Genomic DNA, 25,607 nt, shown 5'->3' with positions numbered 1-25,607 from the left:
CCCCTTCGTTTCCGATGAGAAACAATTCGCGCAGTGTGTAGCGTAGTTGCGGGGGCGTGACATGCGCAAGCAGGACCTAGGCTTCGACTATCACCGCTATCACCGCCTGCTGACCGAGGCGGACGACGAGGACAAGCGGCTCGCCCTGATCGAGCTCCTGATCGAGGAAAAGGCCCGCGACCGGCTGGCGGCGCAGCGTGCCTCGGACCGGGCCGCCATGACGGCTCACACCATTGCCACCGTGCTGAAGAACGGCCGCGGCTGAGAATCGGCGGTCCCGTGGCGGCGCGCGAATCCGCGATCAGATTGCGATTCCGTTAACGATCCCTCGAAAGCTCGCGTCAAACTTTTTGCTCTAAGAGTTCCCTCACCTGATGCAATTCAGGGTCAACACAAAGGGGGGAATGAACATGAGCATGATTTCGCTCGCCGCGATGCCGGCTGCTGTCGAAACGCGTATTGCCGATTCTGCCTTCAAGACCGTCGTGCTGTTCTGCTGCATGGGCCTCGTGGCCTCGTTCGGCCTGATGGCGCGCGGCATCGACCTCAGCGCCGGCCTGATGTGACATTGAATTAGACTGTTGGAATTAGATTATTGCGCCGGGAATGGCCGCCCCTAACGGGCGGCCATTTTCGTTGACACTCTCGGCGCGGCGTCTTCGCCGTCGCCAACGCGGCGTCTTCGCTCAGTGCGGCGCCTTCGCCGTTGCTTCCGGAAACATCGAATCGATCATCGCCTTGAGCTGATCGATCGAAATCGGCTTGCGCAGGATCGGCCTGCGCCGGAGCAAGGACGGCAGCAACTCCGGCCCGTAACCGGTGGCGAACAGGAACGGCTTTCCGCGGCGCTCGATCAGATCGGCGACGGGATCGACGTAGACGCCCATGAGGTTGATGTCGAGGATGGCCAGATCGTACTGCGCGGTCATGGCAAAGGCGCTGGCGTCGCGGACATTGTCCGCTTCCGCGACGACGTGGTGGCCGAGCTCCTCCACCATGTCGGCGATCATCATCCGGATCAACGCCTCGTCTTCGACCAGGAAAACGGAGAGTCCGTCCGCCATATCAACCCCGCAGTCAGCTTGCGAAGCTAATCATAACCGAATTGCGGAGAGGATTCACGAATTCGTGGCGGTGCCGTTAATTCAGGCGCGCCCGATCCGATTCAACTTGATCAATCCAGTCCGCGCTCGTGGCTGAGGCGCACCATCTCCTGGATGAAGACCTGCTTCTGCTTGTCGTCGAGGCTCGAATAGAGCGGCTCGGCGGCGTCGGCGACATTGCGCTGGTCGGCGGCGCGGTCGATCAGGAATTGGGCCTCGTTGCGCATCTGCTCGATGATGTCGTCAGGCGGATCCCGCTTGGCCCGCGCAACCCGCAGGTTGAGCCGCTCCGCACCATTATGCCCGAGGTAGTGCATGGCGCTGGAGAAGCCGTACCAGTGCTTCTCCTGGTCGGGCGTGAGGTTCAGCTCGGTCTTGATCCGCTCGATATAGGAATCGCTGTTGGCGACGATCTGATCGGCGGTCAGCTGCGGCGCCCCGGTCTGCGTGAGAACCGTGACATCCTTGTTGTCCTTGCCGTCCTGCGGCGCATTCCTGGCTTCCTTGGTCGCCTTGGCGCCCTTGCCCGCCTTGGCGTTCTTGGCATCCTTGTCCTTGCCCGCGCCCTGCTGCTTGGCGTCCTTGCTGGCATCCTTATTGGCGGCCGGCGCCTGATTGCCGTTGTTGCCGACGCCGAGCACGCCGGTGAAGACGCCGACCACGCCGCCGATCGCGCCGCCGAGCACGCCACCGACGGGACCCGCTGCCTTGTTCCCGGCCGCCGCGCCGTCCTGAACACCCTTGACCAAGCCTTGAGCATTCGCCACCGCGGCGGCGCCGAGCAGCAGCGCGAGCACGGACCCCAGCGCGAACCATCGCCGCAAGTGAAGCCGCGCGGGCGGCGCCGGGTTGATCATTCTCGTCTCCATCGTCGATCTGATTGGCCTGTCGGGGTGGGAGCCACCCGCCGGTTGCAACTCTATCGTTTTCACCGCTTCGAGGTCCAGACGCAGCCGATCGCTGTCCACGCCCGAAAAGTCTTTCGCGCGAAGCGGTTATGCAGGCTTATTCGAAACTGCGGCGTAATTGCGCACGGCGTGTTCCGGGCGGGCTTGTGCGAAGTGTGCGTCGCAAAAGGAGCGCGCACGGTTGACGTTGGCCGCGCGATACCGTCGCGGCTTCAGGCACAACGTTAGTTCTAGACGGTCGCCATTCGGTTTTCTCGACAGACGCGATCAATCATGATCTGATCGCGCTACCAATTTGCCGCCTCCCGCCTGATTTGCCATCGACGCTGGCGGCAGCAACAAGAAACGGTCAACGAGAATTCCAAGAAGAAACGCCAAGAAGAAAATCAAAAACAAAACTCGGGAATGCCAGAGGAAACACCAGAACAATAAAACACCCAAGCGAGGAAACGAGATGTCACGCAAGAAACTGACGCGACGTCAATTTGTGGCTGCCACTGCAATGTCCTCCGCGGCGCTGATCACCGCGCCCTATGTCCGGGGCGCCTACGCCGCCGGCAAACTCTCGATCGGCTTCTGGGACCATTGGGTGCCGGGCGCCAACAAGGCCTCGACCGATCTCGTCAATGAATGGGCCGCGAAGGAGAAGGTCGAAGTCTCCATCGACTACATCACCAGCAACAACAAGAAGATCGAGCTGACCGCCGCCGCCGAGGCACAAGCCAAGTCCGGCCACGACATCCTTCAGATGCCGAGCTGGTGGCCGCAGGCCTATGCCGAGAATCTCGAGCCGCTCAACGACATCATGGAGCCGCTCATCAAGCAGAACGGCGAGGTGAACGGCACCGTCAAATATCTCGGACAGTCGGGCGGCAAGTGGCTCGCGACACCCGCGACACCCGGCAGCCAGATCAAGGGCCCCTGCTCCCGTATCGATCTGATGAAAAAGCATGCCGGCATCGACGTGCAGGAGATGTATCCGGCCGGCGGCCCGCCCAAGGTCGAGAACTGGACTATGGAGACCTTCCTGAAGGCGGCCGAGGCTTGCCACAAGGCAGGCTTTGCATTCGGCATCGGTCTTGGCGAGACCACCGACAGCGTGGACACCGCCGGCGCGATCTTCCAGTCCTTCGGTGCCGAGCTCGTCAATGCCAAGGGCGACATCACGGTGAAGACCGATCAGGTTCGCCAGGCGATGGAGTTCTACAAGAAGCTCATCGCGTTCCTGCCGCCCGACGCGCCGTCCTGGGACGACGCCTCGAACAACAAATGGCTGATTTCCGGCCGCGGCGCGATGATCCTCAATCCGCCGAGCGCCTGGGCCGTCGCCAAGCGCGACGCGCCGCAGGTCGCCGAACAGTGCTGGACGCACGGCTTCCCGTCCGGTCCGAAGGGACGGTTTGCGCCGTACCTGCCCTATTTCTGGGGCGTCTGGAGCTTCGGCAAAAACAAGGAGGCGGCCAAGAGCCTGCTCGTTCACCTGTCCTCACCGACGTCGATCGAGAAGTTCGTCGCGGTGAGCGGCGGCTATGACCTGCCGGCCTACGCCAACATGACCAAGTTCAAGACGTGGGAGGAGGAAGGGCCGCCGAAGGGAACGCTCTTCCACTATCCGGACCCCTACAAGCATCAGACGCTGTCGATCGCAGCGTCGCCCGCGCCGCCCAAGATCGCGCAGCAGATCTACTTCCAGGCGACGCTGACCAAGATGGCGCTGCGATATGCGCGGGGCGAAACGCTGGATCAGGCGCTCGCCTGGGCCGAAGGCGAGTGCGAAGGCTTCATGCGGAGCTAGGCCGGGACTCCGCCGAGGCGATTGACGCCGCGCGCGTGTATCGCCTCGGCATCCTCATCCGCATGACCGTGGAGCCGACCGGTATGGCCGGCCTCGTGGCTCGACAGTTTACGAAAAGCTGACCCAAGGACTCTGCCATGGCCGATGTCGTCGTTGAGCAAGGTCGCCTCGCCCGTGCGGCGGGCGCGCGCAAGGGATCGGGCCTGCGCAACGCGCTGGGCCGAAAATCCACGGTCGCGTTCTTCCTGACGCTGCCGCTGATCCTCCTGATCGCGCTGCTCGTGCTCTATCCCGCCTTCTATTCGCTCTATCTGGCGACGCTGAACAAGGCGATGACGAAATTCGTCGGCCTTAGCAACTTCACCTTCCTGTTCAAGCGCGAGACGTTCTGGATGGTGGTGAAGCAGTCCTGCATCTTTGCGATCACCGCCGTGATCTTCAAGGCGCTGATCGGCTTCATCGTCGCGCATTTCGTCCATAACATTCCCGGCAAGAAGCAGCGCAAATGGCGCGGCATGTTGCTGGTGCCCTGGGTGATCCCGCCGGCGATGAGCACGCTCGCCTGGCTGTGGCTGTTCGACCCCTCCTACAGCGCCTTCAACTACACGCTCTCATTCTTCGGTGTCGGGCCGATTCCATGGCTCGGCGACACTTTCTGGGCGCGCTTCTCGGTCATCCTTGTCAACGTCTGGTACGGCGCGCCGTTCTTCCTGATCATGTATCTGGCGGCGCTGAAATCCGTGCCCGACCAGCTCTACGAAGCGGCGGCGATCGACGGCGCCAATTGGTGGCAGCGGATCTGGTACGTCACGCTGCCGATGATGCGCAACATCATCGCCATCACCACCCTGTTCTCGCTGATCGTCACCTTCGCCAATTTCGACATCGTGCGCATCCTGACCTCCGGCGGCCCGCTCGATACGACGCATCTGTTCGCCACCTGGGCGTTCCAGGTCGGCATCCAGAGCAGCGACATTCCGCTCGGCGCCTGCGTGTCGTTGTTCATGGTGCCGATCCTCGCCGTCGCAGCGGTCTTCATCCTGCGTGATGTCACCAAGCGGGGGAACGAAGCCTGATGAGCACGCTCACAATCGACAAGGCCGGGCCTTCCCGAAAGGTCAAGTATGGCAGCATGAGCCGCGACCGCGCCTGGGCGCTGCGCTGGTCCTATTTCTTCCTGGTGCTGTTCGCGATCTTCTTCCTGACGCCGCCGATCTACATGCTGATCACTTCGCTCAAGAGCAGCGCGGAAATATCGGCGGCAACCAACCCGTGGTGGGTGTTCCACCCGACGCTGTCGAACTATGTCGAGCTCCTGACCTCGAACCAGTTTTTGCGGTTCTTCTGGAACTCGTCGATCATCTCGATCACGGTCGTGATCATCACGATGCTGATCAGCATCCCCGCGGCCTTCGCGTTGGCGCGGATGAAGTTCTGGGGCTCGGCGACTCTGGCCACCGGCGTCTTCCTCACCTACCTGATCCCGGACAGCCTTCTGTTCATTCCGCTGTTCAAGATGCTCGGGGTGATCCAGGACCTGACCGGCATCACGCTGCTCAACCGATGGTACGTGCTGCTGTTCATCTATCCGACCCTGACGGTGCCGTTCTGCACCTGGATCATGATCGGCTATTTCGCCTCGATCCCGAAGGAGCTCGATGAGGCCGCCCTCATCGACGGCGCCTCCTGGCTTCAGACCCTGACGCGGATCTTCATCCCGGTCGCGCTGCCCGGGCTGATCGCGGCGACCATCTTCGCCTTCACGGTGTCCTGGGCGCAGTTCCTCTATCCGCTGGTGTTCACGACCTCAGTGGATCAGCTCGTGCTGCCGGTCGGCATCACCACGACGCTGATCAAGGGCGACGTGTTCAACTGGGGACAGATCATGACCGGTGCGCTGCTGGGCGCCGCGCCGCCGCTGATCATCTACGCCTTCCTGATGGACTACTACATTGCCGGCCTGACCGCCGGTGCGACAAAGGGTTGATGACTCATGGCTGACGTTGCTCTGCGGAAAGTAGTTAAGCGTTACGACGACGTCGAAGCCGTGCGCGGCATCGACCTTGATATCGCCGACCACGAGTTCATCGTGCTGGTCGGCCCCTCCGGCTGCGGCAAGTCGACCACGCTGCGCATGATCGCAGGGCTCGAGGACATCAGCGACGGCGACATCATGATCGGCGGCGACGTCGTCAACGACGTGCCGCCCAAGGACCGCGACATCGCGATGGTGTTCCAGAACTACGCGCTCTACCCGCACATGACGGTCGCGGAAAACATGTCGTTCGGACTGCGCCTGAAGCACTATCCCAAGGCCGAAATCAAGGCTCGGGTGACGGAGGCCGCCCGCCTGCTCGACATCACCGATCTGATCGACCGCAAGCCGAAGCAGCTCTCCGGCGGCCAGCGCCAGCGCGTCGCAATGGGCCGCGCCATCGTGCGCAATCCGAAGGTGTTCCTGTTCGACGAGCCGCTGTCCAATCTCGATGCGAAGCTGCGCGTGCAGATGCGGATCGAGATCAAGAAGGTGCACCAGAAGGTGCGCACGACGACGGTCTACGTCACCCACGACCAGGTCGAGGCGATGACCTTGGCCGACCGCGTCGTGGTCATGAACAAGGGCCGCATCGAGCAGATCGGAACGCCGAACGAGCTCTACCACAAGCCGGCAACGCGCTTCGTCGCCGGCTTCATCGGCTCGCCCGCGATGAACTTCATCCCGTGCCGGCTCGAGGATTCCGGCGGCACGCTCCAGCTCCGCCTCACAGACCGCATTGCCTTCGCGCTGCCGCCGGCCCGAGCCGCGCGCTACAACGCGCTGCCGCGCACCGACAAGCTGCTGCTCGGCATTCGGCCCGAGCATCTCACCGAGTCGCATGCGCATCTCGGGCCGGGCGTCGAGACCTTCGACACCGTGCTCGACGTCACCGAGCCGATGGGCATGGAGACCCTGGTCTATTTCGGGCTCGACGGCACGCCCGTGTGCGGCCGCGTCGATCCCAATGCCGGCGCTACGGACGGGGCTCCCATGCGTTTGGCGATGGACCTCAACAATATGCACCTGCTAAACGAGGAGACCGGCGTCGTGTTGTGAGGCCGGCTCAAGAAACGCGAGCAGGCGGGGAGCAATGGCGACCAACAAGAAGAAGATTTTCGTTACACAAACTTTGTCGCAAGGGGCACGTGCCCTTCTCACCCAGCGGGACGATATCGAGCTCGTCGAGTTTTCGAACCTGATCTCGGCCAAGGATTTCGAGGCCCTGCTGAAGAGCCATGCGCCGGTCCATGGCGTGGCGCTCGGCGCCACCGCCTTCGGCCAGACCGAGCTCGAGGCGTCCAGGGACATGAAGGTGGTGACCCGCATCGGCGTCGGCTACGACGCCGTCGACGTGCCCGCCCTCTCCCGCCGCAAGGTGCCGTTGATGGTCGCGGGCAGCGCGAACTCGCCCTCGGTCGCCGAACAGGCGCTGTTCATGATGCTGACGCTGGCCAAGCGCGCCAATGAGATGCACGCCTGCGTCAAGGACGGCAAATGGGCCGACCGGCTCGGCATGCTGCCGTTCGACCTCTACGGCAAGACCGTGCTGATCATCGGCTTCGGCCGCATCGGCAGCCGCACCGCCAAGCGCTGCCTGGCGATGGAAATGAAGGTTCAGGTCTACGATCCCTACAAGCCTGCAGCCGACATCAAGGCCGCCGGCTGCGAGCCGGTCACCGACCTCGACGCCGCGCTGCCGAGCGCCGATTTCGTCAGCATCCATTGCCCGAAGACGCCCGAGACCGTCGGCCTGTTCGATGCGGCGCGGATCGGCCGGATGAAGCCGAAATCCTACCTCATCAACACCGCGCGCGGCGGCATCGTGAAGGAGGCGGCGCTGTATGATGCGCTCGTCTCGGGCAAGATCGCCGGTGCCGGCATCGACGTGTTCGAGGTGGAGCCGCCGCCGGTCAGCAATGCGCTGTTCGCGCTGCCCAACGTCATCATGGCCCCGCATGTCGCCGGCGTCACGGTCGAGGCGGTCCAGCGCATGAGCGAGCAGACCGCGCGCAACATCCTGAGCGTACTGGACGGCGACCCCATCAGGCAGAACGTCATCAATCAGGACGTGCTGAGCTGAGCCAAATCCGAAGGCGGGCAGCTAAAGCGTAATAAATCATCATCGCGCTTCAGCTCATTGTTTGAGCATGATCTTTTCGGAAACCGCTGCACACTTTTCCGGATCATGCATGGTCCGCCCGCCTTCGGAAGGCCAGAATGCGTCCCATTTTGGTGCAGATCGGGCCCCAACTCAGCCTTAATCGAACCCGCGTAATATATCCGGCCGCGGCGGCAGTGGGACAGACTTGCCAGCCGCGTCGAGCTGGAGGATGGACCCTTGTCAGAGATCGACCCGACCGACCACGCGCTGGCGACCATCGCGAGCATCTTGGAGGACCCCGAACCGGGCGTCATCGTCCGCGAAATCGAGATCATCCGCGAGACCGAGGTCGTCGTCGGTGAGCAGCCGGCCGCCGAAGAACATGAAGAACATGCTGACGAACATCATGCGGTCGACGAGCATCCGGTGGTCGACGAGCAGCCCTTGGTGCCTGATCACACCGATGCCGACGGCTACAGCAAGGTCGGTCCCGGACCGATGGTGGCGATCCGCCTGAAATGGACGGTCCATCGCGGCGACGACGGCCAGTACTATGTCCACGAGACCATCGGCGAACAGTCCGCGCCCGTGGTCAGCGGCCCGATGACCAGCGAGGCCGCCGTGCGCTTCGTCGACGAGCACGAGGACGAGGCGCACCGTCGCTTCGAGCTGCTGCGCAGCGAGATCGCCGGCCGCAGCTCGCTCGCCGAGCTCGAGCGCAAGGGCGACGCCTAAGGCCCATCTCTGGCCGCACGCCTCCGCACACCTCTCCCGACCGGGGAGAGGTGTACATCGAGCCTGGCGCTACTTCCTTCCCAAAAAATCCTTCTTCACGAGTTCGACGCCGGCGTGCCGCAGCAGGTCGTAGGCCGTCGTGACGTGAAAGAAGAATTGCGGGACGCTGTTGGTGAGCAGCAGCGTCCGCCCCGTGAAGGGCAGCTCGGTCCCGTTCTTCAGCCGGAAGAAGACCTTCAGCTCCGCCGCCGCGTCGATCTCGGCGCGCGACAGGCTTTCAATGAATTCGATTGAGGTGGCGATGCGGGCCTGAAGGCCGGCCATGTCGTGCTCGAGCGGCGGCAGCGCCACCGGCTCGCACTGTGCCAGCAGCGCTGGCGCAACCACCGCGTGGCGGCAGGCCTCGCCGACCTGCTGGGCCAGGTCGTACATGTTCGGCGCCATGCGCATGCCGAGCAGCACCGCCGGATTGAACTTGCGCGCCTCGGCATAGGCAACGCCCTTGTCGAGCAGGACCGACAGGTTGCGCAAATACGGCACGAAGAGGCCGACCGAGGCCTCGTACATCGAGATCGTCACGACAAGATTCCCTTCAATTCCGTCTCGCCAGCAACTGGCATCTGGTCTAAATCCACACGTCGAGGGCTGCACAATGACAGCTCGGGCATGGGTGGAAAAGAGATGATCGTTCGTATAGTGACGGCTCTGGCCGTGGTCCTGCTGGCAAGTCTTTCGGCGCACGCACAGCAGGCGGCCCCCTCGCGCCTCGACGAGATCGTCAAGCGCGGCACGTTGCGCGTCGGCATGACCGGCGACTACAAGCCGTTCACCTACCTCGACAAGGCTACGCAGCAGTTCTCCGGCTTCGACGTCGACATGGCGGAGGCGCTCGGCAAGGCGCTCGGCGTCAAGGTCGAGTTCGTGCCGACCGCCTGGCCGAAGCTGATGAAGGATTTCGAGGCCGACCAGTTCGACATCGCCATGGGCGGCGTGTCGGTGACGCTCGACCGGCAGAGGAAGGGCTTCTTCTCGACGCCGATCATGCGCGAGGGCAAGACGCCGATCACCCGCTGCGCCGACGTCGGCAAGTACCAGACGCTTGCCGACATCGACAAGAAGGGCACCCGCGTCATCGTCAATCCCGGCGGCACCAATGAGCGTTTCGCGCGTGCCAACGTTCGGGATGCCGAGATCACGGTCTTCCCCGACAACACCGTGATCTTCGACGAGATCGCCAAGGGCAATGCCGACCTGATGATGACGGACGCATCCGAGACGCGCTACCAGCAGAAGCAGCATTCGGGCGTGCTTTGCGCGGTGCATCCGGACAAGCCGTTCGACTTCTCCGAGAAGGCCTACTGGCTCCAGCGCGACATGGCGCTGAAGGCGTTCGTCGACCAGTGGCTGCACATTTCCATGGAAGACGGCAGCTACAAGAAGATCTACGCCGCCTGGTTCGACTAGAGCGTTTCGATCTCGAGTCCCGTTCCGATTCCAGCGGGACGGCGCTCCAGGCCGCGTCCTCCTGTCGCCTGCCTCTGCCAAACTTTGGACCGGCCCCAGGCCTATTGAACCCGGAACAGCGGGACGACGACTCATACCGAGACAGTGATCTAGATCACGTTTTGGAATGAAGCCGGCGCGTAAGCGTTGGTGCGGGACCACCTGTTCGGGAGATGGAAATGAGGAAGCTGTTGGCCACGGCCGCATTCCTTTTGGCGAGCACCACTGCGCAAGCGCAGTACACCTTCGAATATGGCGGGCGCACCATCCGCATCGATCCGGACCGCGGCACGGTGCAGATCCCCGGCGTGTACGACAATACCGGCCAGGGCAAGGCCAAGAAGGCCAAGAAGAACGAGACGCCCGCAGACAAGCAGCCGCCGCAGCAGGCCAAGGTCGATCCGCAACCGCCAGCCGCGCCGTCGCCCCGCCGGCTCCCGCAGCAGCGCCCGCGCGCGATCTCAATTCGCCGCTCGGCGTCTGGCTCACCGAGGAGAAGGAAGGTAAGGTCCGCATCGAGCAATGCGGCAACAATCTCTGCGGCTACTCGGTCGATTCAAAATCGAACCAGAACGGCGAGCAGGTCCTGATCAACATGAAGCCCGGCAAGGACCAGAAATGGTCCGGGCGAATCCTCGATCCCAACTCCGGCTCGACCTACGATTCAACGATCGCAATGAAGGGCACCGACCGCCTGCGCGTGCAGGGCTGCGCCTTCGGCGGCATGTTCTGCGGCGGCCAGACCTGGACGCGGGTGAACTGAATTCGAGCCAGACGTTCTGACGGAGACAAAGGGCCCGCAAGGGCCCTTTGCTTTTTCCGCCGCATCACCGCGAAGTGCGGCAGCTCACACAGCATCTCGCACACGTGACAGCCCTCACATCGCCGGTTCCGCCGCCATGCGACGGTCGGCGCATGGTCAACCCCAAAGGGCGTGTCATGAACGGATTTCGCAGAGGTCTCTTCGTCAGCATTGTCGCCATCGCGTTCCCGCTCGCGCAGGCCAATGCGGCCGGCTCCACCTTCGACGGCACGTGGAATGTCCGTATCTCGTCCTCGAGCGAGACCTGCGGGAACGGCGCGACGGTCGCGATCGGCATCAGCAACGGCCAGATCGCCTCGAGCAGCGCGGCGGTGACGGCCTCGGGCCGCGTGGCGGAAGCCGGCAGCATCAATGTCACCTTGAGCACCGGCATCAAGCGCGCGGTCGGCTTCGGCCGCCTCAACGGCACGTCCGGCTCCGGCACCTGGCGCGGCGCCATGTGCACCGGAACGTGGACTGCCGAGCGGATGTAGGTCGTGTGTCCCGGACGCGATGCGGCATGGAACGCTGCACCGCTGATCCGGGACACAGAATTTTGCAGAAAGCGGAGAGCTAGCCGAGCGGCGCGCCGTATTCCTCGTCCGTCACCGGATGAAGCCAGGTCGAGAACTTGCCGTCGAGCGCTTCCTGCATGGCGATGTGGCACATCCCGTTGGTCGGCGATGCGCCGTGCCAGTGCAGCTCACCGGGCGGGATCCAGATGGTGTCACCAGGGCGAATCTCGCGGATCGGGCCGCCCTTGGCCTGGATGCGGCCAACGCCGGAGATCACGTAGAGCGTCTGCCCGAGCGGATGGTGATGCCAGTTGGTGCGCGCGCCGGGCTCGAACGAGACGCGCGAGCAGTTCAGGTGCGCCGGCTCCGGCGTCATGATCACAGGATCCTGCCACACGGTGCCGGTGAAGTTTTCCTTGGGCGCGCGGCGGGTTGGCCGCGTGCCTGCGACGTGAATCTCCATGGGGTACCTCGCTTCTAAAGTGTTGTTACTTCTTGCTGGCGGCGTAACGCGCCTTGGTCTCGGCGTTCATGGGGTAGAGGCCTGGCAGCACGGCGCCGTTGTTCACCTCGTTGACGATCCAGGCTTCCATCCGTTCCTGCTCGACGCCCTCGTTGAGCACATGCTCGAGCATCGCCTGCGGGATCAGCACGCAGCCGTCCTGGTCGGCGACCACGATGTCGTTCGGGAACACGGCGACGCCGCCGCAGCCGATCGGCTCGCCCCAGCCGACGAAGGTCAGGCCCGCAACCGACGGCGGCGCGGCATAGCCGTCGCACCACACCGGCAAATTGGTGCCGAGCACGCCCTCGACGTCACGTACGACGCCGTCGGTGACCAGCGCGGTGACGCCGCGCTTCATCATGCGGGCGCAGAGGATGTCGCCGAAGATGCCGGCATCGGTGATGCCCATGGCGTCGACCACGGCGATGCAGCCCTCGGGCATCGCCTCGATCGCGGTGCGGGTCGAGATCGGCGAGGACCAGGATTCCGGCGTCGCCAGATCCTCGCGCGCCGGCACGAAGCGCAGCGTGAAGGCCGGTCCGACCAGGCGCGGCAGGCCCGGACGCAGCGGACGCGCGCCGCGCATCCACACATTGCGCAGGCCCTTCTTCAGCAGGACCGTGGTGATGGTGGCAGTGGTGATGCCGGCGAGGGTCTTGCGGGCTTCGGGGGACAGCGACATGGACGAGAACGAGCTCCGAGGTGCGGGAAAGAACGCGCGCATCTTGCGAGGTGCGCGGTTTCCGTCAAGGGCCAAAAGACCCACAAGAATGCAGGGCGGCAGGGCCGTTATGCGATGCGATAACAAGGCTTTATCGCCTCCCCTTGCATTAATTTATTGGACTTGCGGGCGCATTTACGCGAAGCAGGGAGACGCGGAACTCAAGGGCGAGCCCGCGTTCTCTCAGAAGCCCGATTTCGACAGCTCTTCGACAGCTCATGGCCGCGACGCTTCCCCCGCCCCGCCTTCTGCCCAGTGGCGACAGCGCCGTCACGGTCGAGTTCAGCCGCACCATCGACGACGACGCCAACCAGCGCGTGCTGGCGCTCGACAAGGCGCTCGCAGCAAGCCCCATCGACGGCATCACCGAGACCGTGCCGACCTATCGCTCGCTGCTGGTGCATTACGATCCCGGCAAGATCGGCTTCGACGCACTCGGCGAAAAGATCCTGCCGATCGCCACCCAGCCGCTGCCGCCCGCCACCAAGGCGCGGCGCTGGCGCATTCCGGTCGCCTATGGCGGCGAGCATGGCATCGACCTCGAGGATGTCGCGAAAGCGCTGAACACCACGCCCGACGACATCGTCGCCCGGCACGCCGGCGGCGACTACAAGGTTGCGATGATCGGCTTCACGCCAGGCTGGTCCTATCTCAGCGGCCTCGACAAATCCCTGCACATGTCGCGACGGCAGTCGCCGCGGGTGCTGACGCCGGCCGGCACGATCTCGATCGGCGGCATCCAGGCCGGCATCCAGTGCCTAGCCGCGCCCAGCGGCTGGCACCTGCTCGGCCGCACGCCTGTGCGAACCTATCAGCTCCACCGGAATCCGACCTTCCTGACCGAACCCGGTGATCGCGTGACGTTTTTCGCCATCGACCACAAGACGTTCGAGGAGCTGGACCGCGCCGCCGAGGCCGGCGAGATCATCGCCGAGCGGGTGGACGCATGAGCCGGCTCGTCGTCGCCAGTATCGGTCCCGCAAGCTCCGTCCAGGACGGCGGCCGCCACGGCGCGCAGCGCTATGGCCTGACGGTCAGCGGCGCCATGGACCGTCTGTCGCTGGCAGCGGCGAACACCCTGGTCGGCAATGATCCGTTTGCAGCCGCCGTCGAGATCGGCCCGTTCGGCGCCACGTTCACCGCCAAGGACGGCGCCGTGCGCGTCGCCATATCAGGCGCGCCGCGCAATGCCGACATCGGCGGGAAGCCGGTCGCGATGGATACGTCGGTGACGCTGAAGGACGGCGAGACGCTGACGCTCGGCTTTGCCCGCGGCGGCGCGTTCACCTACCTCGCGATCGAAGGCGCGATCAAAGGCGAGCAGGTGTTCGGCAGCCTTGCGGTGAATGCCCGCGCCGGGCTCGGCAGCCCCTACCCGCGCCCGCTCCAGGCCGGCGACGAGTTCACGGTCGATGCCGCGAGTGGCGCGCCCGAATTGCGCATCGAGTTGCCGAAGCCTGCGAGAGGTCCGATCCGCGTCCTGCTGGGCCCGCAGGACGACGAGTTCGACGACGTCAACAAGGCGTTGTTTCTGGATAGCGAGTGGAAGATCTCGGCGACCTCGGACCGCATGGGCTACCGGCTCGAAGGTCCCGCCATCAAACATCTGCACGGTCACAACATCGTCTCCGACGGCACCGTCAACGGCAGCATCCAGGTGCCCGGCAACGGCGCGCCGATCGCGCTGATGATGGATCGGGGCACGTCGGGCGGCTATCCGAAGATCGCAACCGTGATCACGGCCGATGTCGGCCGCCTCGCGCAGACCTCGGCTGGAACCGCGTTCCGCTTCCTTGAGGTTACCATGGCCGAGGCGCAGGACGAGGCCCGCAAGTTTGCGCAGCTGATCAAGAATCTTCCGGATCGGCTGCGCTCCTCCGACACCATCGCGCTCAACATCGAGGCGCTCAGCGATGCTAATGTCGCGGGCTACGCGGTAAGCGCCGTGGATGCCGGGACTTGGCAGGTCACGGCCGAGCCGTAAACGACAAGAAGACCAGAGGAGCACCCCATGAAGACGATCGATCTCAATTGCGACCTCGGCGAAGGTTTTGGCGCGTGGGAGATGGGCAACGACGCCGCCATGATCGACCTCGCGAGCTCGGTCAACGTCGCCTGCGGTTTCCATGCCGGCGACCCCGACATCATGCGGCGAACGGTTGAGCTGGCGAAGGCGCGCGGTGTTTCGGTCGGTGCCCATCCCGGCTACCGCGATCTTCACGGCTTCGGCCGCCATCCGATCGCGGGCCTGAAGGCCTCCGAGATCGAGAACCTCGTCGCCTATCAGATCGGTGCGCTGCAGGCGATCGCGACCGCGGCCGGCCACAAGGTCACGCATGTGAAGGCGCACGGCGCGCTCTCCAACGTCGCCTGCGAGGACGACATGACAGCCAAGGCGATTGCCGCCGGCATCAGGGCGGTCGACCCCAGTCTGATCTTCGTCGTGCTCGCCAATTCGAAACTGGTGAAGGCCGGCGAGGACGCCAATTTGCCGCTGGTGCACGAGGTGTTCGCCGACCGCGCCTATGAGGACGACGGCAACCTCGTCTCGCGCAAGAAGCCCGGCGCCGTGCTGCACGATGCGAAACTGATCGCCGACCGCGTGGTGCGCATGGTGCAGGACGGCGCGGTGGTGTCGGTGACGGGCAAGGTCATCAAGATGCGGACGGACACGGTCTGCATCCACGGCGATACGCATGGCGCCGTCGACATCGCGCGCGGGCTTCGTCAGGCGTTGAAGGAAGCGGGGATCGAGGTCGCGCCGTTCAAACGCGGGGCGTGAGGGTCGTCGTCATTCCGGGATGATGCGAAGCATCAGACGACGGTGCGCAATTGCGCACCCGAGAATCTCGAGATTCCGGGTTCGGCTTCGCCGCCCCGGAATGACAATCTAGAACGGATGCACCGACAGCGTGCCGAACACGATCGCGGCGATGACGGCAAACGCGCTGTAGAGCGCAACATGATGCATGCTCGCACCGCTCCGACGCGAGAGCGAGCGCGCGTAGAAGTGCAGCCTGGCTTCCGCCGATAGTTCGCGCATGGTCGATCTCCAACGCCCCATTTGTGAGAGTATGAAGGATCAACCCTGGCGGGAGGCAAGACGGCGGCGGAAATAGCGATGCGCCTTCTCTGAAAGCGCCCTATCGCAGGCGCAAATTCTTTTGAGCTGCGGGTTCCGAGAATCTTATTCGTTAAGATCCAAGCCAGTTGGAACCCGCTGGATGACGCTGGGATGACAGCTCTCGTAGGGTGGGCAAAGCGAAGCGTGCCCACCACTTAGGGATGGTGGGCACGACGCGCGAAGGGCGCGCCTTTGCCCACCCCTACAGCACCGAGCAAAATCGAAACGAGTTTCCTCGTCTTGACCGAGCTGTATCTAGTACACGTCAGCCTGGAAGCGGCCGGTCTTCTTGAGCTCGGCGACGAAACTGACGGCCTCATCGGTCGAACGTGCGCCGAACTGGGCGACGATATCGACCAGCGCGCGCTCGACGTCCTTGGCCATGCGCTTGGCATCGCCGCAGATGTAGAGGTGCGCGCCTTCGGCAAGCCAGGTCCACAGCTCGCGGCCGACCTCGCGCATGCGATCCTGCACGTAGAACTTCTTCTCGCCGTCGCGCGACCAGGCCAGCGACATGCGCGTCAGCAGCCCCGAGGTCTTCATCGCGTTGAGCTCTTCCTGGTAGAAGAAATCGCAATCGCTGCGCTGATGGCCGAAGAACAACCAGTTCTTGCCGGGAGCGCCGGTCGCCTTGCGATCGAGCAGGAAGGCGCGGAACGGCGCGATGCCGGTACCCGGGCCGATCATGATCACGGGTGTCTTCGGATCCTGCGGCAGGCCGAAGGCATGCGCCTTCTGCACATAGACCTTGAGCTTCTCGCCGTCGGTGATGCGCTCGCCGAGGAAGGTCGAGGCCACGCCGACGCGCTTGCGCTTGCCGATGACGTAGCGCACGGAATCGACCGTTAGCGACAGTTTTCCCGGCGTCGCATTGTGCGAGGACGAGATCGAATAGAGCCGCGGCTGGAGCGGCTCCAGCGCCTCGATGAAGGCCTCCGGATGCGGCCTCGTGCCGGAGAATTTTTGCAGCGCCGCCATCACGTCGAGCGTCGCGGCATCGCCATCGGGATCCTCGCCCTGCGCCAGCGCCCGCGCCTTCTCGCGCTGCGCGCCGCCGGTGATGAAGGAGATCAGCTCGAACAGCGAGTCCGGCGCCGGCGACAGCGAGACGTCATCGATCAAGACCTCGCGCAGCGTCTTGCCGTTGACCTTGGTGGTGTGGGAGGCGCCGAGCAGCGCGATGATCTGGTCGACGAGGCCGACGTCGTTGCGCGCGAACACGCCAAAACTGTCACCGACCACGTAGTCGAGCTTGCTCGCGGAGAGATCGAACTCGACGTGATAGGTCTCCTTCTCCGACTTGCCCTTGTTGAGGAGGCGGCGCGACAGGAAGGTCGCTTCCGTCGGATTGTCGCGCGAGCGGCCCGGCTCGGCGATGGTCACTGTGACGGCGGGCGCCGCCACCGTGTCCGCCTTCTCGGGCGCTTTCGCCGCGGGGGCCTTGTCCAGCTCCTCGTACAGCGACTTCAGCATCCGTGCGGTTTCCTTGCCGCCGGGGACGCAGAGATTGAGCCGCGCTTCGCTGCGGCTCGCGATCGCTTCCGAATAGTCGTGGCAATTGTAGCCGCACTGGCCGCAATCCTGCTGCGCCATCGCCGCCATCATCTTGCGACGCACGGGACGGCCCTCGGCGAGCTTCATGCGATCGCCGATCGGCATGGTCTGGTCATGCCATGGCGCTTCGCCGTCGTCGCCGTCACCGCTTTGCATGACGGCTGCGCCCTGCTCCGCCGACAGCGGGGTTGCGACGTCAGGCGACAGCAGCCCGGCAAAGAAGCCGTTCAGCCAGGAGCGCTGCGCGTCGGAGAACGGCGCGCTGGCCGGGATGATGTCGAGTTTCGGCGGAGGCGTGATCTGGTTCATGCGGACACCTGTGCATCGGCAAGCTTGCGCAGCGTCTCGCCGTCATGGCGGCGCGCGAAGGAGAGGAAGGTTTCATCAGGGGAAGAGCGATGGGCGAGATAGGCCTTGAGTAGCCCCTCGACCGTCTTCGGCGCGTCCTCGGCCTTGAGGTCGTGGTAGACCTCCTGCCCGACATCAGCGTCGGGACCGAACCCGCCGCCGGTGAAGAGGTGATACCCCTCAACCGTGTCCTCCTCGTTCACAGGCACGCGCGCCCCGATCAGGCCGATGTCGCTGATATAATGCTGCGCGCAGGAATGGTGGCAGCCGGTGACATGGATGTTGACCGGCTTGTCCATGGCAACGCGCGGCTCGCACCAGTCGCCGATCTCGGCGGCATTGCGCTTGGTGTTGGACGCCGCGAAGCGGCAGCCGGCATTGCCGGTGCAGGCAATCAGGCCGGCCTTGATGTGCGAGGCCTCGACCGCGAGCCCGATCTGCTTGATCGCGGCGATGGCGAGATCGACATTCTCGTCGCGCACGCCCGAGATCAAGAGGTTCTGCCAGACGGTCAGGCGGATCTCGCCGTCGCCGAGATCCCGCGAAACTTTTGCGAGACCCCGCATCTGGTCGCAGCTGAGCTTGCCCAGCGTCAACGACACGCCGATCCAGTTGAGGCCGTCCTGCTTCTGCTTGTGCGCGCCGATATGGGCCATGCGGTCCGCGGCAGGTCGCGGCGCGAATGCCTCCTCCGGCACCCGCGCGAAAGGCGTCTTCAGCCGCTCCTCGACCAGCTTGAGAAAGCCGTCATGGCCCATGGTGTCGAGCACGTATTTCAGCCGCGCCTTGTTGCGGTTGGTGCGGTCGCCGTGGTCGATGAAGACGCGCACGATGGCATCCGCGACCGCGGTCGCCTGCTCCGGCTTGACGATGATGCCTGAGTACTTCGCGAAATCCTTGTGGCCGGTGATGCCGCCGAGGCCCAGACGAAACCAGACGCCGGGCTCGACGCCAAAACCGTCCTTCACCTCATAGGCGGTGAAGGCGATGTCGTTGGTCTCTTCCAGCACCGCGATCCTGCCGGCGCCGTCGAAGGCGACGTTGAACTTGCGCGGCAGGCCATAGAGCGAGCGATCGTTCAGGATGTGATAGTGCCACTCGCGCGCATAGGGCCGCGTGTCGATGATTTCATGCGGATCGATGCCGGCGGTCGGCGTTCCCGTCACGTTGCGGATGTTGTCGGCGCCGGAGCCGCGCGAGCACAGGCCGAGGTCCTGGACGCCCTCGATCAGCTTGATCGCGTGCTTCGGCGGAATCTCGCGAAGCTGGAGATTGGCGCGCGTCGTGACGTGGCTGTAGGGCCCGCAGAGCTCATCGGCGAGATCGGCAAGGCCTGACAGCTGCCAATGCTTCATGATGCCGTTCGGGATGCGCAGGCGGCTCATGTAGGAGTCCTGCGTCGGCGCGACATAGAAGATGCCGTAATAGCGCCAGCGGAAATTATCCGCCGGGCTCGGCGGGGTATTGTCGAGCGCCTGTTGGCGCAGCCGCGGATAGGCATCGAAGGGATGCTCGTCGCGCTTGAACTTCTCCTGATCGGCGAGCTTCTTGCCCGACGCGATCACCTTGTCCTGCGCCTTGATGTGCACGGCATCGGGGCCGACAGGCTCGGCGTTCGCCTTGCCGGCGCCGCCACCACCTAGACCGCGACCGACGCGGCTGATCTGGAGGCCGGTCGTAAAACCTTCGAGATAGCGCTTCTGCTCGTCGGTGAAGTCGACTGAGACGGTATCGAGTTTCATGATCGGGTACGAAGCTCCTGCGGCCACCTCGGTGGCATCGACGGACATTGGCGCGACCCGCGAGGCACGCGGCGGGCCCTGGAGCCGGCTTTGCTGCCCAACGGTCCGATCAGCTTCGTTGCTGCGGGACTCGGCTCAGCAGGCACCTGTGACAAGCTGGCCGCACTGCAACATACAAGTTGCGTGCCAGCTTCAATGAATTGGAAACTCGCGCGATTTCAAAGAATTGCGGAAGCGTCCGCAAAGGTACCGGCCTCGAACCTCTCACGAAATTCGAGCAGTCGGCCTAAAATTTGGTCGATGAGAACAATTGCCCAAAAGATAGGCAGCGTCGAATCAGGCCTTCCAACGACCCACGTCGAAGGCCTTCAGGTGCCCCAGAATGTTGCCGGGATCGAACACCGGGCCGGCGAAGGCACCGAGCCCTGCGGGGGCTTCATCGGGCGGCCGGCGCCCGACGGCGGCATCGTACAGGTCGGGCCTGAACACCGCCATCGCCGTCTTGACGCCATCCGGCGTCAGCGCCGTCTGCCCCCAGCGCACCATCTGCGCATAGAGCCAGGCGGCCTGGACCGGATCCGGGCGCCCTGCCCCTTCACGTCCGACCAGCAGGTAGCGGCCGCTCTCGCGGAAGGTGCCGTCGGGTGAAATCTTCAGGCGTCCCACCAGGGTTCGCCGGATCACCTCGACATCGACGCCGATCCGTTCGGGCTGTGCCAGGATCTGCGCCGCCTCAGTCAGGTTCGCCGGCTCCTCGATGAACGCGGCCGCCTTCACCGCCGCGCGGACAAGTGCTGCCACCACGTCCGGATGCTTGTCGGCCCAGACCTGCCGAAGCGCCAGCACCTTCTCCGCAGCGCGCGCGAGGATGTCGGAGGAGAAATGCAGGATGTGGCCGATGCCGAGATCGACCGCGATCGAATTCCAGGGCGCGCCGACGCAGAACGCATCGACATGGCCATTCCTGAGGCTGTCGACCATGAAGGGCGGCGGCAGCACGACGAGGCGCACGTCCTCATCGGGATCGATGCCGGCCGCGGCCATCCAGAACCGCAGCTGGTAATTGTGGGTCGAGAACGGGAAGGTCATGCCGAAGGTCAGCGGATCGGCGCCGTTCTTGCGCCTGATGGCGACGACCTTCGCCAGCGCCTTGGCGGTTGCGAGCGGATCGAAGCGGTCGCCGTCGATCTCCGCCATCAGCGCGGCGTGGAGCGTCGGCGAGACCGTGATCGCATTGCCGTTGACGCCGAGATTGAAGGGCGCGGCGATCGGCACCTTGACGTGGCCGAGCCCGAGCGAGGATGCGATCGCCACCGGTGCGAGCAGATGCGCGGCATCGAACAGGCCGATATTGAGCTTGTCGCGGACGTTGGACCAGGACACCTCGCGCACCAGCTCGACCTCGAGACCCTCGGCGGCAGCAAAGCCCTTGTCGACGGCGACGATCAGGGCTGCGGCATCGACGAGCGGGATGAACCCGATGCGGAGGGGAGCGGTCATTTCAGCATCTCCGACGCGGTGATGATCGACTGGGCGATCTCGCCGATTTTCTTCTTCTCGCGCATCGCGGTGGAGCGCAGCAGCACATAGGCCTCGTCCTCGGTGAGGCCCTTCACCTTCATCAGGATGCCCTTGGCCTTCTCGATGATCTTGCGGTCCTCGAGCTGCGACTTGGTGCGCTCCAGCTCCTCCTGGAGTTTTGCGAAGGCGTTGAAGCGGGACACGCAGAGGTCGAGGATCGGCTTGATGCGCTCCTTCTTGAGCCCGTCGACGATGTAGGCGGAAACCCCCGCCTCGACCGAGGCCTGGATCGAGGCTGAATCGCTCTGGTCCACGAACATCGCGATCGGCCGCTTCACGGCGCGGCTGACCTGGAACATCGCCTCCAGCACGTCGCGGCTGGGGTTTTCCAGATCGATCAGGATGATGTCGGGGTCCACCGCATAAATACGGGCCAGCAGGCTCTGCATCTCGCGGATATGGACCACTTGCGTGAATCCGGCCTCCCGCAACCCTTCCTCGAGGATCGCAGCCCGGATCGGGCTTTCGTCGACAATCACGATTTTAGGCGACTGTTCGGCGCTCATGGCTCACTCACGGCAGGCGATTCATCCATAGCATGCCGGACGCCCATGCAAAGGGTTGTAATTATGGGCAATTGGGACTAGCCGAGACCTGTCAATCAGGCAGATCAGATATGGATTAGACGGCTGCGCCCAAGGCCAGCTTCGTGTCGCTCTGGTGCCCCTGAGACAACAAATGTAAGCTTTTCGACCGGCTCGCCACGAAAAGAAAAATGCCGCGCGAAGACGGCTGTCGACGTCTCTCGGTCCTGGCGATCAATCCCAGTCAAAGTCTCTACGCAGTCGATCGCTCGTATTCGTCGGAGATCACGACGAGGCATCGGCCGATGCACGTCGTGCCTTGGCCCTCAACCAGGAAGGCTGGCGATTCGACGTCGGTGTTCAGTAGCGCCTGACGCGGGCCGTGTGATTTCGGGGATGCGGCCGTACCAACCTATGCAGTCCCGTCGCATCGCCGAGCGGCGCCGGCGAGACCATCCCGTACGCAGAATATCCGCGGTTATCGTTCGAATAGATGGAGAAGGTCGGGTCCGCGGCTGCGGCCGCGGCGGGCTCCGAGGCCGACTGCCATGCCGAGGCGGGCGTCGCAAGGAGCGCGGAAAGAACGAGCGTCGCGCCTAAAACTTTGAAGCTGGTCATGCTTTCCTCTTGTTGTTGGTGGTGCGCAACCCATGCGCGCGCTGTCCATTGACATGACCGACAGCTAAGCGTTGGCATTCCCCTCGCGCAGGGGTGGCGCAATCACGCTTCGGCGATTGGGCGCGCCAACGAAGTGATCGAAGCTTCTCCCAATCGGGAACCTTCAGTCCATCCACTGATTGCCGCATTTCTCTATGCGCGAGCATGACTTGAGTATCGCAATGCGCGCGTTAGTCATTGAATTTCGGCATCGGAGCAATTAGTTAGTTCGCATATCCGAACAATTCAGATGCAGGCTCCGGGCGACCACATGGACGGAGCGCCGCGTATCACGGAATCTTGGCGCCAACGATCATCTTGTCGAGAAGTGGCACGGCGGCCATCACCGCCGTCTCGTTGAGGCCGGAGACCGCTAGCCGCACGATGTAGGAATTGCCGTCCTTGTCGAGATCTGCGTAATGCGCGATCACTTCGATCGGCTGGTCCTTCAGGGACGGATTGTCATAGCGGTTGATAACGATCTTGGGGCTCACCGAGGGAAGCGTGGTGATCTTGGCATTCTCGCCGGATGTCGTCGCCCAATCCCTGTCGCTTGTTGCGACCCATTGAACCAATTCGGTCCGATCCTTGTTGTAGCGGCCTTCGGCATAGATGATCACTTCGGCTTTGCCGAACGTCTTCCCGTTGGGCACGAACATCGAGGCGCCGTACTTGAGACTCGCGGCCTCGTCCCTCGTCCACCCATCGGGTGCCTTCACGCGTGGCCTGAATTCCGGACACACTCGTTCTTGCCGATCGCAGACATGGATGATCTTGTCGACTTCAGCCCGTACCGGAAACATCGCGCCGCAGGCAGCGGTAACGAAAGCCATGCCGAAGATGAAACGGCGCATCGCAGTTTAGCTCCGTGGAATCAAGCAAGAAAGAAAATAACAACTAAAACGTGCACGTTGGAGCAATTCATCTCGGCTCCTCCACTCACGCGATCGGAACCGGCTGCTTTAGCATCGCGCCGCATAGGTTAGTTATTGAATTTCGCCATCGGTTCAATTAGTTGGATCGCTAAATCCGGACAATTCAGATCTAGGCTCCAGGCGATACCATGGACAGAGCGCCCCGCATTTCATTCACGTCACTCGGGTGTCCCAAGGCACTGGTGGATTCCGAGCGCATCATCACGCGTCTGCGCGCGGAGGGATACGAGCTCGCCCGCAAGCATGACGGGGCCGACATCGTCATCGTCAACACTTGTGGCTTCCTCGATAGCGCCAAGCAGGAATCGCTCTCGGCGATCGGCGAGGCCATGGCCGAGAACGGCAAAGTGATCGTAACAGGTTGCATGGGCGCCGAGCCGGAAGCGATCGAGCAGGCCTATCCCGGCGTGCTCTCCATCACCGGCCCGCAGCAATATGAGAGCGTGCTCGATGCCGTGCACCGCGCGCTGCCGCCCGCCCATAATCCGCATCTCGACCTGGTGCCGCCGCAGGGCATCAAGCTGACACCGCGGCACTACGCGTACCTGAAGATCTCCGAGGGCTGCAACAACCGCTGCACCTTCTGCATCATCCCGAAGCTGCGCGGCGACCTCGTCTCGCGCCCGGCCAATGACGTGCTGCGCGAGGCCGAGCGCCTGGTCGGCGCCGGCGTCAAGGAGCTCCTGGTGATCTCGCAGGACACCTCGGCCTATGGTGTCGATCTCAAATATGCCGAGAGCCCGTGGAAGGATCGCCAGGTCCGCGCCAAATTCCTCGACCTCGCGCGCGAGCTCGGCGAGCTCGGCGCCTGGGTCCGGCTGCAATATGTCTACCCCTACCCGCATGTCGACGAGGTCATCGCGCTGATGAACGAGGGCAAGGTGCTGCCCTATCTCGACATCCCGTTCCAGCATGCGAGCCCCGAGGTGCTGAAGGCGATGAAGCGCCCGGCGGCGCAGGACAAGACGCTGGCGCGCATCAAGCGCTGGCGCGAGGAATGCCCCGATCTCGCGTTGCGTTCGACCTTCATCGTCGGCTTCCCCGGCGAGACCGATGCCGACTTCGCCTACCTGCTCGACTGGCTCGATGAAGCCGAGATCGACCGCGTCGGCTGCTTCAAATACGAGCCGGTCGCGGGCGCGACGTCGAACGCGATCGAAAACCCGGTGCCGGAAGAGGTCAAGCAGGAGCGCTACAACGCGCTGATGGCCCGCCAGCAGAAGATCTCGGCGCGCAGGCTCAAGCGCAAGGTCGGCACGCGCCAGCAGATCATCATCGACGAGGTCGGCCCGACGGTTGCGAAGGGCCGCTCGAAAGCCGATGCGCCGGAGATCGACGGCGCGGTGTACCTGTCGAGCCGCCGCCCGTTGCGCGTCGGCGAGATCGTCACGGCGAAGATCGAGCGCGCCGACCAATACGATCTGCACGGCAGCGTCGCGGGGTTCTGACGGCGCACTGACGCTCCCACAGCGTCATGGCCGGGCTTGTCCCGGCCATCCACGCCTTGACGCACGGTAAGGAGAACGTGGATGCCCGGGACAAGCCCGGGCATGACGACCTGGAATCGGGTCATGTCGCTTCTCCCGACACCTGCCGTCCGTCGTGAGCCGAAAACGCCTCCTTCGCTGCGAACAGCCCGTTCACCGCCGCCGGGAAGCCCGCATAGACGGCCATCTGCATGATGATCTCCACGATCTCGTCGCGAGAGAGCCCGACGTTCAGACCCGCCTCGATATGCACTTTGAGCTGAGGCGCGGCATTTCCGAGCGTCGTCAGCGCGGCGATCGTCGCGATCTCCCGATCGCGCAGGCCGAGGTCCGGGCGGCTGTAAATGTCGCCGAAGGGAAACTCGATCACGTATCGTGCAAAATCCGGAGCGATGTCGGCGAGTGAGGCGACGACTTTTTCGCCGGCTCTGCCGTCAATGCGTGACAGGGCCCGCTGGCCGCGATCGAAGCGGCTTTCGGCTGGTGATTGGGCGTGCGTCATTTTCCTTCGTCCTCTGTTCGTCGCCGGCATAGCCGGCGATCTTGGTATCAAGGACGAGCAGGCATTCCTGGAGTTCGGCAATCTGCGTGCGAACCTGTTCCCGGTGGATTTCCAGCATCTGCCGCCGGGCTTGCCCGGTAGCTTCGCCTTCATCACGAAGCGCCGCATAACGCAACATGTCCCGGATCGGCATTCCCGTGGTCTTGAGCCGACCGATGAATGTGATCCATGTCAGGATCGATGCGTCAAAGTCACGCTGGCCGGAACGATCTCGGTCTGCGTATGGCAGCAGCCCGATGCGCTCATAATAACGCAGCGTGTGGGTCGACAAGCCGGTTCGTTTTGCGAGGTCGCCGATCTTCATGTGTGCCCGTTCTCGTACTGACGCACGTACAGATACCCCTTCGAGCGCGCTCTAAGTCAAGGG

Annotated in this window: 28 protein-coding genes and 1 pseudogene; 15 read left to right on the top strand and 14 right to left on the bottom strand. The window is 63.8% G+C overall.

Going from position 1 to position 25,607, the window contains the following annotated elements; translation table 11 throughout:
* Positions 1-61: 61 nt before the first annotated feature.
* Positions 62-265, top strand: coding sequence for a hypothetical protein (locus tag FOM02_RS12280; RefSeq protein ID WP_027559185.1), 204 nt, complete (start codon positions 62-64; stop codon positions 263-265).
* Positions 266-410: 145 nt separating this feature from the next.
* A complete protein-coding gene (locus tag FOM02_RS12275) occupies positions 411-566 on the top strand; it encodes a hypothetical protein (RefSeq protein WP_167336502.1) in 156 nt (51 codons plus the stop codon).
* Positions 567-686: 120 nt separating this feature from the next.
* Here the strand turns inward: FOM02_RS12275 and FOM02_RS12270 are convergent, their stop codons facing one another.
* Together FOM02_RS12270 and FOM02_RS12265 are read right to left on the bottom strand one after the other, a co-directional pair.
* Positions 687-1,064, bottom strand: a complete 378-nt coding sequence (locus tag FOM02_RS12270; protein ID WP_027559186.1) for a response regulator — start codon at positions 1,062-1,064, stop codon at positions 687-689.
* A 110-nt stretch (positions 1,065-1,174) separates the two neighbouring features.
* On the bottom strand, positions 1,175-1,960 hold the full coding sequence (locus tag FOM02_RS12265) for a Spy/CpxP family protein refolding chaperone (protein WP_027559187.1): 786 nt from the start codon (positions 1,958-1,960) through the stop codon (positions 1,175-1,177).
* A gap of 505 nt (positions 1,961-2,465) precedes the next feature.
* Between FOM02_RS12265 and FOM02_RS12260 the strand changes: the two genes are divergently transcribed.
* The 6 genes from FOM02_RS12260 to FOM02_RS12235 all read left to right on the top strand — a co-directional run bounded on the left by FOM02_RS12260 (position 2,466) and on the right by FOM02_RS12235 (position 8,680).
* Entirely contained in the window at positions 2,466-3,806 is a 1,341-nt protein-coding gene (locus FOM02_RS12260; RefSeq protein ID WP_027559188.1) for an ABC transporter substrate-binding protein, read from the top strand.
* A 137-nt stretch (positions 3,807-3,943) separates the two neighbouring features.
* Positions 3,944-4,882: a carbohydrate ABC transporter permease gene (locus tag FOM02_RS12255; protein WP_027559189.1), complete on the top strand. Its 939-nt coding sequence runs from the start codon at positions 3,944-3,946 to the stop codon at positions 4,880-4,882.
* Positions 4,882-5,793 carry a carbohydrate ABC transporter permease gene (locus FOM02_RS12250; protein WP_027559190.1) on the top strand — a complete coding sequence of 304 codons (912 nt, stop codon included), beginning with the start codon at positions 4,882-4,884 and terminating at the stop codon, positions 5,791-5,793. Before FOM02_RS12255 ends, FOM02_RS12250 begins: the two co-directional genes overlap by 1 nt.
* 6 nt (positions 5,794-5,799) lie before the next feature.
* Positions 5,800-6,900, top strand: coding sequence for an ABC transporter ATP-binding protein (locus FOM02_RS12245; protein WP_027559191.1), 1,101 nt, complete (start codon positions 5,800-5,802; stop codon positions 6,898-6,900).
* Between the two features lie 34 nt (positions 6,901-6,934).
* Positions 6,935-7,924, top strand: coding sequence for a hydroxyacid dehydrogenase (locus FOM02_RS12240; RefSeq protein ID WP_027559192.1), 990 nt, complete (start codon positions 6,935-6,937; stop codon positions 7,922-7,924).
* 258 nt (positions 7,925-8,182) lie between these two features.
* Positions 8,183-8,680 (top strand): hypothetical protein, encoded by a 498-nt coding sequence (locus tag FOM02_RS12235; protein ID WP_027559193.1) that lies wholly within the window; start codon positions 8,183-8,185, stop codon positions 8,678-8,680.
* 69 nt (positions 8,681-8,749) lie between these two features.
* Here FOM02_RS12235 and FOM02_RS12230 read toward each other — a convergent pair whose 3' ends face one another.
* Positions 8,750-9,247, bottom strand: coding sequence for a DUF1993 domain-containing protein (locus FOM02_RS12230; protein WP_027559194.1), 498 nt, complete (start codon positions 9,245-9,247; stop codon positions 8,750-8,752).
* A 114-nt stretch (positions 9,248-9,361) separates the two neighbouring features.
* Between FOM02_RS12230 and FOM02_RS12225 the strand changes: the two genes are divergently transcribed.
* The 3 genes and pseudogenes from FOM02_RS12225 (at position 9,362) to FOM02_RS12215 (ending at position 11,479) form a co-directional block, all read left to right on the top strand.
* Entirely contained in the window at positions 9,362-10,144 is a 783-nt protein-coding gene (locus FOM02_RS12225; RefSeq protein ID WP_027559195.1) for a transporter substrate-binding domain-containing protein, read from the top strand.
* A gap of 218 nt (positions 10,145-10,362) precedes the next feature.
* Positions 10,363-10,946: pseudogene (locus FOM02_RS12220) on the top strand (DUF2147 domain-containing protein).
* Between the two features lie 176 nt (positions 10,947-11,122).
* On the top strand, positions 11,123-11,479 hold the full coding sequence (locus FOM02_RS12215; protein WP_027559197.1) for a hypothetical protein: 357 nt from the start codon (positions 11,123-11,125) through the stop codon (positions 11,477-11,479).
* Positions 11,480-11,558: 79 nt separating this feature from the next.
* Here FOM02_RS12215 and FOM02_RS12210 read toward each other — a convergent pair whose 3' ends face one another.
* Positions 11,559-11,963 carry a cupin domain-containing protein gene (locus tag FOM02_RS12210; RefSeq protein ID WP_027559198.1) on the bottom strand — a complete coding sequence of 135 codons (405 nt, stop codon included), beginning with the start codon at positions 11,961-11,963 and terminating at the stop codon, positions 11,559-11,561.
* A gap of 25 nt (positions 11,964-11,988) precedes the next feature.
* Positions 11,989-12,687 (bottom strand): ribonuclease activity regulator RraA, encoded by a 699-nt coding sequence (locus tag FOM02_RS12205; protein WP_027536148.1) that lies wholly within the window; start codon positions 12,685-12,687, stop codon positions 11,989-11,991.
* 257 nt (positions 12,688-12,944) lie between these two features.
* On the opposite strand from FOM02_RS12205, the gene pxpB reads away from it, so the two are divergent.
* Genes pxpB through FOM02_RS12190 form a run of 3 tightly spaced genes read left to right on the top strand, consistent with a single transcriptional unit; the run spans position 12,945 to position 15,508 of the window.
* Positions 12,945-13,676 carry a 5-oxoprolinase subunit PxpB gene (gene pxpB / locus FOM02_RS12200; protein ID WP_027559199.1) on the top strand — a complete coding sequence of 244 codons (732 nt, stop codon included), beginning with the start codon at positions 12,945-12,947 and terminating at the stop codon, positions 13,674-13,676.
* Positions 13,673-14,710, top strand: a complete 1,038-nt coding sequence (locus FOM02_RS12195; RefSeq protein WP_027559200.1) for a biotin-dependent carboxyltransferase family protein — start codon at positions 13,673-13,675, stop codon at positions 14,708-14,710. Before pxpB ends, FOM02_RS12195 begins: the two co-directional genes overlap by 4 nt.
* A gap of 27 nt (positions 14,711-14,737) precedes the next feature.
* Positions 14,738-15,508: a LamB/YcsF family protein gene (locus FOM02_RS12190; RefSeq protein ID WP_027559201.1), complete on the top strand. Its 771-nt coding sequence runs from the start codon at positions 14,738-14,740 to the stop codon at positions 15,506-15,508.
* 108 nt (positions 15,509-15,616) lie between these two features.
* Here FOM02_RS12190 and FOM02_RS12185 read toward each other — a convergent pair whose 3' ends face one another.
* The 7 genes from FOM02_RS12185 to FOM02_RS12155 all read right to left on the bottom strand — a co-directional run bounded on the left by FOM02_RS12185 (position 15,617) and on the right by FOM02_RS12155 (position 23,110).
* The gene (locus FOM02_RS12185; RefSeq protein ID WP_035729731.1) at positions 15,617-15,769 is read right to left on the bottom strand and encodes a hypothetical protein; all 153 of its coding nucleotides are present in this window, start codon (positions 15,767-15,769) and stop codon (positions 15,617-15,619) included.
* A gap of 336 nt (positions 15,770-16,105) precedes the next feature.
* Complete coding sequence (locus FOM02_RS12180; protein ID WP_027559202.1) at positions 16,106-17,713, bottom strand: sulfite reductase subunit alpha; 1,608 nt, start codon at positions 17,711-17,713, stop codon at positions 16,106-16,108.
* Positions 17,710-19,494 carry a NirA family protein gene (locus FOM02_RS12175; protein WP_027559203.1) on the bottom strand — a complete coding sequence of 595 codons (1,785 nt, stop codon included), beginning with the start codon at positions 19,492-19,494 and terminating at the stop codon, positions 17,710-17,712. The genes FOM02_RS12180 and FOM02_RS12175 overlap by 4 nt, the downstream gene beginning before the upstream one ends.
* Before the next feature lie 336 nt (positions 19,495-19,830).
* Positions 19,831-20,994 carry a CmpA/NrtA family ABC transporter substrate-binding protein gene (locus FOM02_RS12170; protein WP_027559204.1) on the bottom strand — a complete coding sequence of 388 codons (1,164 nt, stop codon included), beginning with the start codon at positions 20,992-20,994 and terminating at the stop codon, positions 19,831-19,833.
* Complete coding sequence (locus FOM02_RS12165; protein WP_027559205.1) at positions 20,991-21,581, bottom strand: ANTAR domain-containing response regulator; 591 nt, start codon at positions 21,579-21,581, stop codon at positions 20,991-20,993. Before FOM02_RS12165 ends, FOM02_RS12170 begins: the two co-directional genes overlap by 4 nt.
* Before the next feature lie 378 nt (positions 21,582-21,959).
* On the bottom strand, positions 21,960-22,217 hold the full coding sequence (locus FOM02_RS12160) for a hypothetical protein (protein ID WP_028146280.1): 258 nt from the start codon (positions 22,215-22,217) through the stop codon (positions 21,960-21,962).
* Between the two features lie 329 nt (positions 22,218-22,546).
* Positions 22,547-23,110, bottom strand: a complete 564-nt coding sequence (locus tag FOM02_RS12155) for a hypothetical protein (RefSeq protein ID WP_027559206.1) — start codon at positions 23,108-23,110, stop codon at positions 22,547-22,549.
* 209 nt (positions 23,111-23,319) lie between these two features.
* Between FOM02_RS12155 and rimO the strand changes: the two genes are divergently transcribed.
* On the top strand, positions 23,320-24,639 hold the full coding sequence (rimO, locus tag FOM02_RS12150; RefSeq protein ID WP_027559207.1) for a 30S ribosomal protein S12 methylthiotransferase RimO: 1,320 nt from the start codon (positions 23,320-23,322) through the stop codon (positions 24,637-24,639).
* 121 nt (positions 24,640-24,760) lie between these two features.
* Here the strand turns inward: rimO and FOM02_RS12145 are convergent, their stop codons facing one another.
* Positions 24,761-25,180, bottom strand: coding sequence for a carboxymuconolactone decarboxylase family protein (locus FOM02_RS12145; protein WP_027559208.1), 420 nt, complete (start codon positions 25,178-25,180; stop codon positions 24,761-24,763).
* Positions 25,113-25,544: a MerR family transcriptional regulator gene (locus FOM02_RS12140; protein ID WP_027559209.1), complete on the bottom strand. Its 432-nt coding sequence runs from the start codon at positions 25,542-25,544 to the stop codon at positions 25,113-25,115. The genes FOM02_RS12145 and FOM02_RS12140 overlap by 68 nt, the downstream gene beginning before the upstream one ends.
* Positions 25,545-25,607 lie beyond the last annotated feature (63 nt).

Origin of the sequence: Bradyrhizobium sp. SEMIA (assembly GCF_014844175.1) — a bacterium.
GTDB lineage: Bacteria > Pseudomonadota > Alphaproteobacteria > Rhizobiales > Xanthobacteraceae > Bradyrhizobium > Bradyrhizobium arachidis.
Note: the sequence above shows the minus strand (reverse complement) of the source record. Positions and strands in the feature narration are given on the sequence as shown.

Excerpts from the sequence above, each read along its gene's own strand:
- rimO (WP_027559207.1), top strand. The coding sequence starts at position 23,320 with ATGGACAGAGCGCCCCGCATTTCATTCACGTCACTCGGGTGTCCCAAG.
- FOM02_RS12265 (WP_027559187.1), bottom strand. The coding sequence starts at position 1,960 with ATGATCAACCCGGCGCCGCCCGCGCGGCTTCACTTGCGGCGATGGTTC.
- FOM02_RS12230 (WP_027559194.1), bottom strand. The coding sequence starts at position 9,247 with ATGTACGAGGCCTCGGTCGGCCTCTTCGTGCCGTATTTGCGCAACCTG.
- FOM02_RS12155 (WP_027559206.1), bottom strand. The coding sequence starts at position 23,110 with ATGCGCCGTTTCATCTTCGGCATGGCTTTCGTTACCGCTGCCTGCGGC.
- FOM02_RS12250 (WP_027559190.1), top strand. The coding sequence starts at position 4,882 with ATGAGCACGCTCACAATCGACAAGGCCGGGCCTTCCCGAAAGGTCAAG.
- FOM02_RS12145 (WP_027559208.1), bottom strand. The coding sequence starts at position 25,180 with ATGACGCACGCCCAATCACCAGCCGAAAGCCGCTTCGATCGCGGCCAG.
- FOM02_RS12170 (WP_027559204.1), bottom strand. The coding sequence starts at position 20,994 with ATGACCGCTCCCCTCCGCATCGGGTTCATCCCGCTCGTCGATGCCGCA.
- pxpB (WP_027559199.1), top strand. The coding sequence starts at position 12,945 with ATGGCCGCGACGCTTCCCCCGCCCCGCCTTCTGCCCAGTGGCGACAGC.
- FOM02_RS12215 (WP_027559197.1), top strand. The coding sequence starts at position 11,123 with ATGAACGGATTTCGCAGAGGTCTCTTCGTCAGCATTGTCGCCATCGCG.
- FOM02_RS12190 (WP_027559201.1), top strand. The coding sequence starts at position 14,738 with ATGAAGACGATCGATCTCAATTGCGACCTCGGCGAAGGTTTTGGCGCG.
- FOM02_RS12185 (WP_035729731.1), bottom strand. The coding sequence starts at position 15,769 with ATGCGCGAACTATCGGCGGAAGCCAGGCTGCACTTCTACGCGCGCTCG.
- FOM02_RS12140 (WP_027559209.1), bottom strand. The coding sequence starts at position 25,544 with ATGAAGATCGGCGACCTCGCAAAACGAACCGGCTTGTCGACCCACACG.
- FOM02_RS12195 (WP_027559200.1), top strand. The coding sequence starts at position 13,673 with ATGAGCCGGCTCGTCGTCGCCAGTATCGGTCCCGCAAGCTCCGTCCAG.
- FOM02_RS12165 (WP_027559205.1), bottom strand. The coding sequence starts at position 21,581 with ATGAGCGCCGAACAGTCGCCTAAAATCGTGATTGTCGACGAAAGCCCG.
- FOM02_RS12175 (WP_027559203.1), bottom strand. The coding sequence starts at position 19,494 with ATGAAACTCGATACCGTCTCAGTCGACTTCACCGACGAGCAGAAGCGC.
- FOM02_RS12240 (WP_027559192.1), top strand. The coding sequence starts at position 6,935 with ATGGCGACCAACAAGAAGAAGATTTTCGTTACACAAACTTTGTCGCAA.
- FOM02_RS12275 (WP_167336502.1), top strand. The coding sequence starts at position 411 with ATGAGCATGATTTCGCTCGCCGCGATGCCGGCTGCTGTCGAAACGCGT.
- FOM02_RS12280 (WP_027559185.1), top strand. The coding sequence starts at position 62 with ATGCGCAAGCAGGACCTAGGCTTCGACTATCACCGCTATCACCGCCTG.
- FOM02_RS12270 (WP_027559186.1), bottom strand. The coding sequence starts at position 1,064 with ATGGCGGACGGACTCTCCGTTTTCCTGGTCGAAGACGAGGCGTTGATC.
- FOM02_RS12210 (WP_027559198.1), bottom strand. The coding sequence starts at position 11,963 with ATGGAGATTCACGTCGCAGGCACGCGGCCAACCCGCCGCGCGCCCAAG.
- FOM02_RS12255 (WP_027559189.1), top strand. The coding sequence starts at position 3,944 with ATGGCCGATGTCGTCGTTGAGCAAGGTCGCCTCGCCCGTGCGGCGGGC.
- FOM02_RS12160 (WP_028146280.1), bottom strand. The coding sequence starts at position 22,217 with ATGACCAGCTTCAAAGTTTTAGGCGCGACGCTCGTTCTTTCCGCGCTC.
- FOM02_RS12245 (WP_027559191.1), top strand. The coding sequence starts at position 5,800 with ATGGCTGACGTTGCTCTGCGGAAAGTAGTTAAGCGTTACGACGACGTC.
- FOM02_RS12260 (WP_027559188.1), top strand. The coding sequence starts at position 2,466 with ATGTCACGCAAGAAACTGACGCGACGTCAATTTGTGGCTGCCACTGCA.
- FOM02_RS12225 (WP_027559195.1), top strand. The coding sequence starts at position 9,362 with ATGATCGTTCGTATAGTGACGGCTCTGGCCGTGGTCCTGCTGGCAAGT.
- FOM02_RS12205 (WP_027536148.1), bottom strand. The coding sequence starts at position 12,687 with ATGTCGCTGTCCCCCGAAGCCCGCAAGACCCTCGCCGGCATCACCACT.
- FOM02_RS12180 (WP_027559202.1), bottom strand. The coding sequence starts at position 17,713 with ATGAACCAGATCACGCCTCCGCCGAAACTCGACATCATCCCGGCCAGC.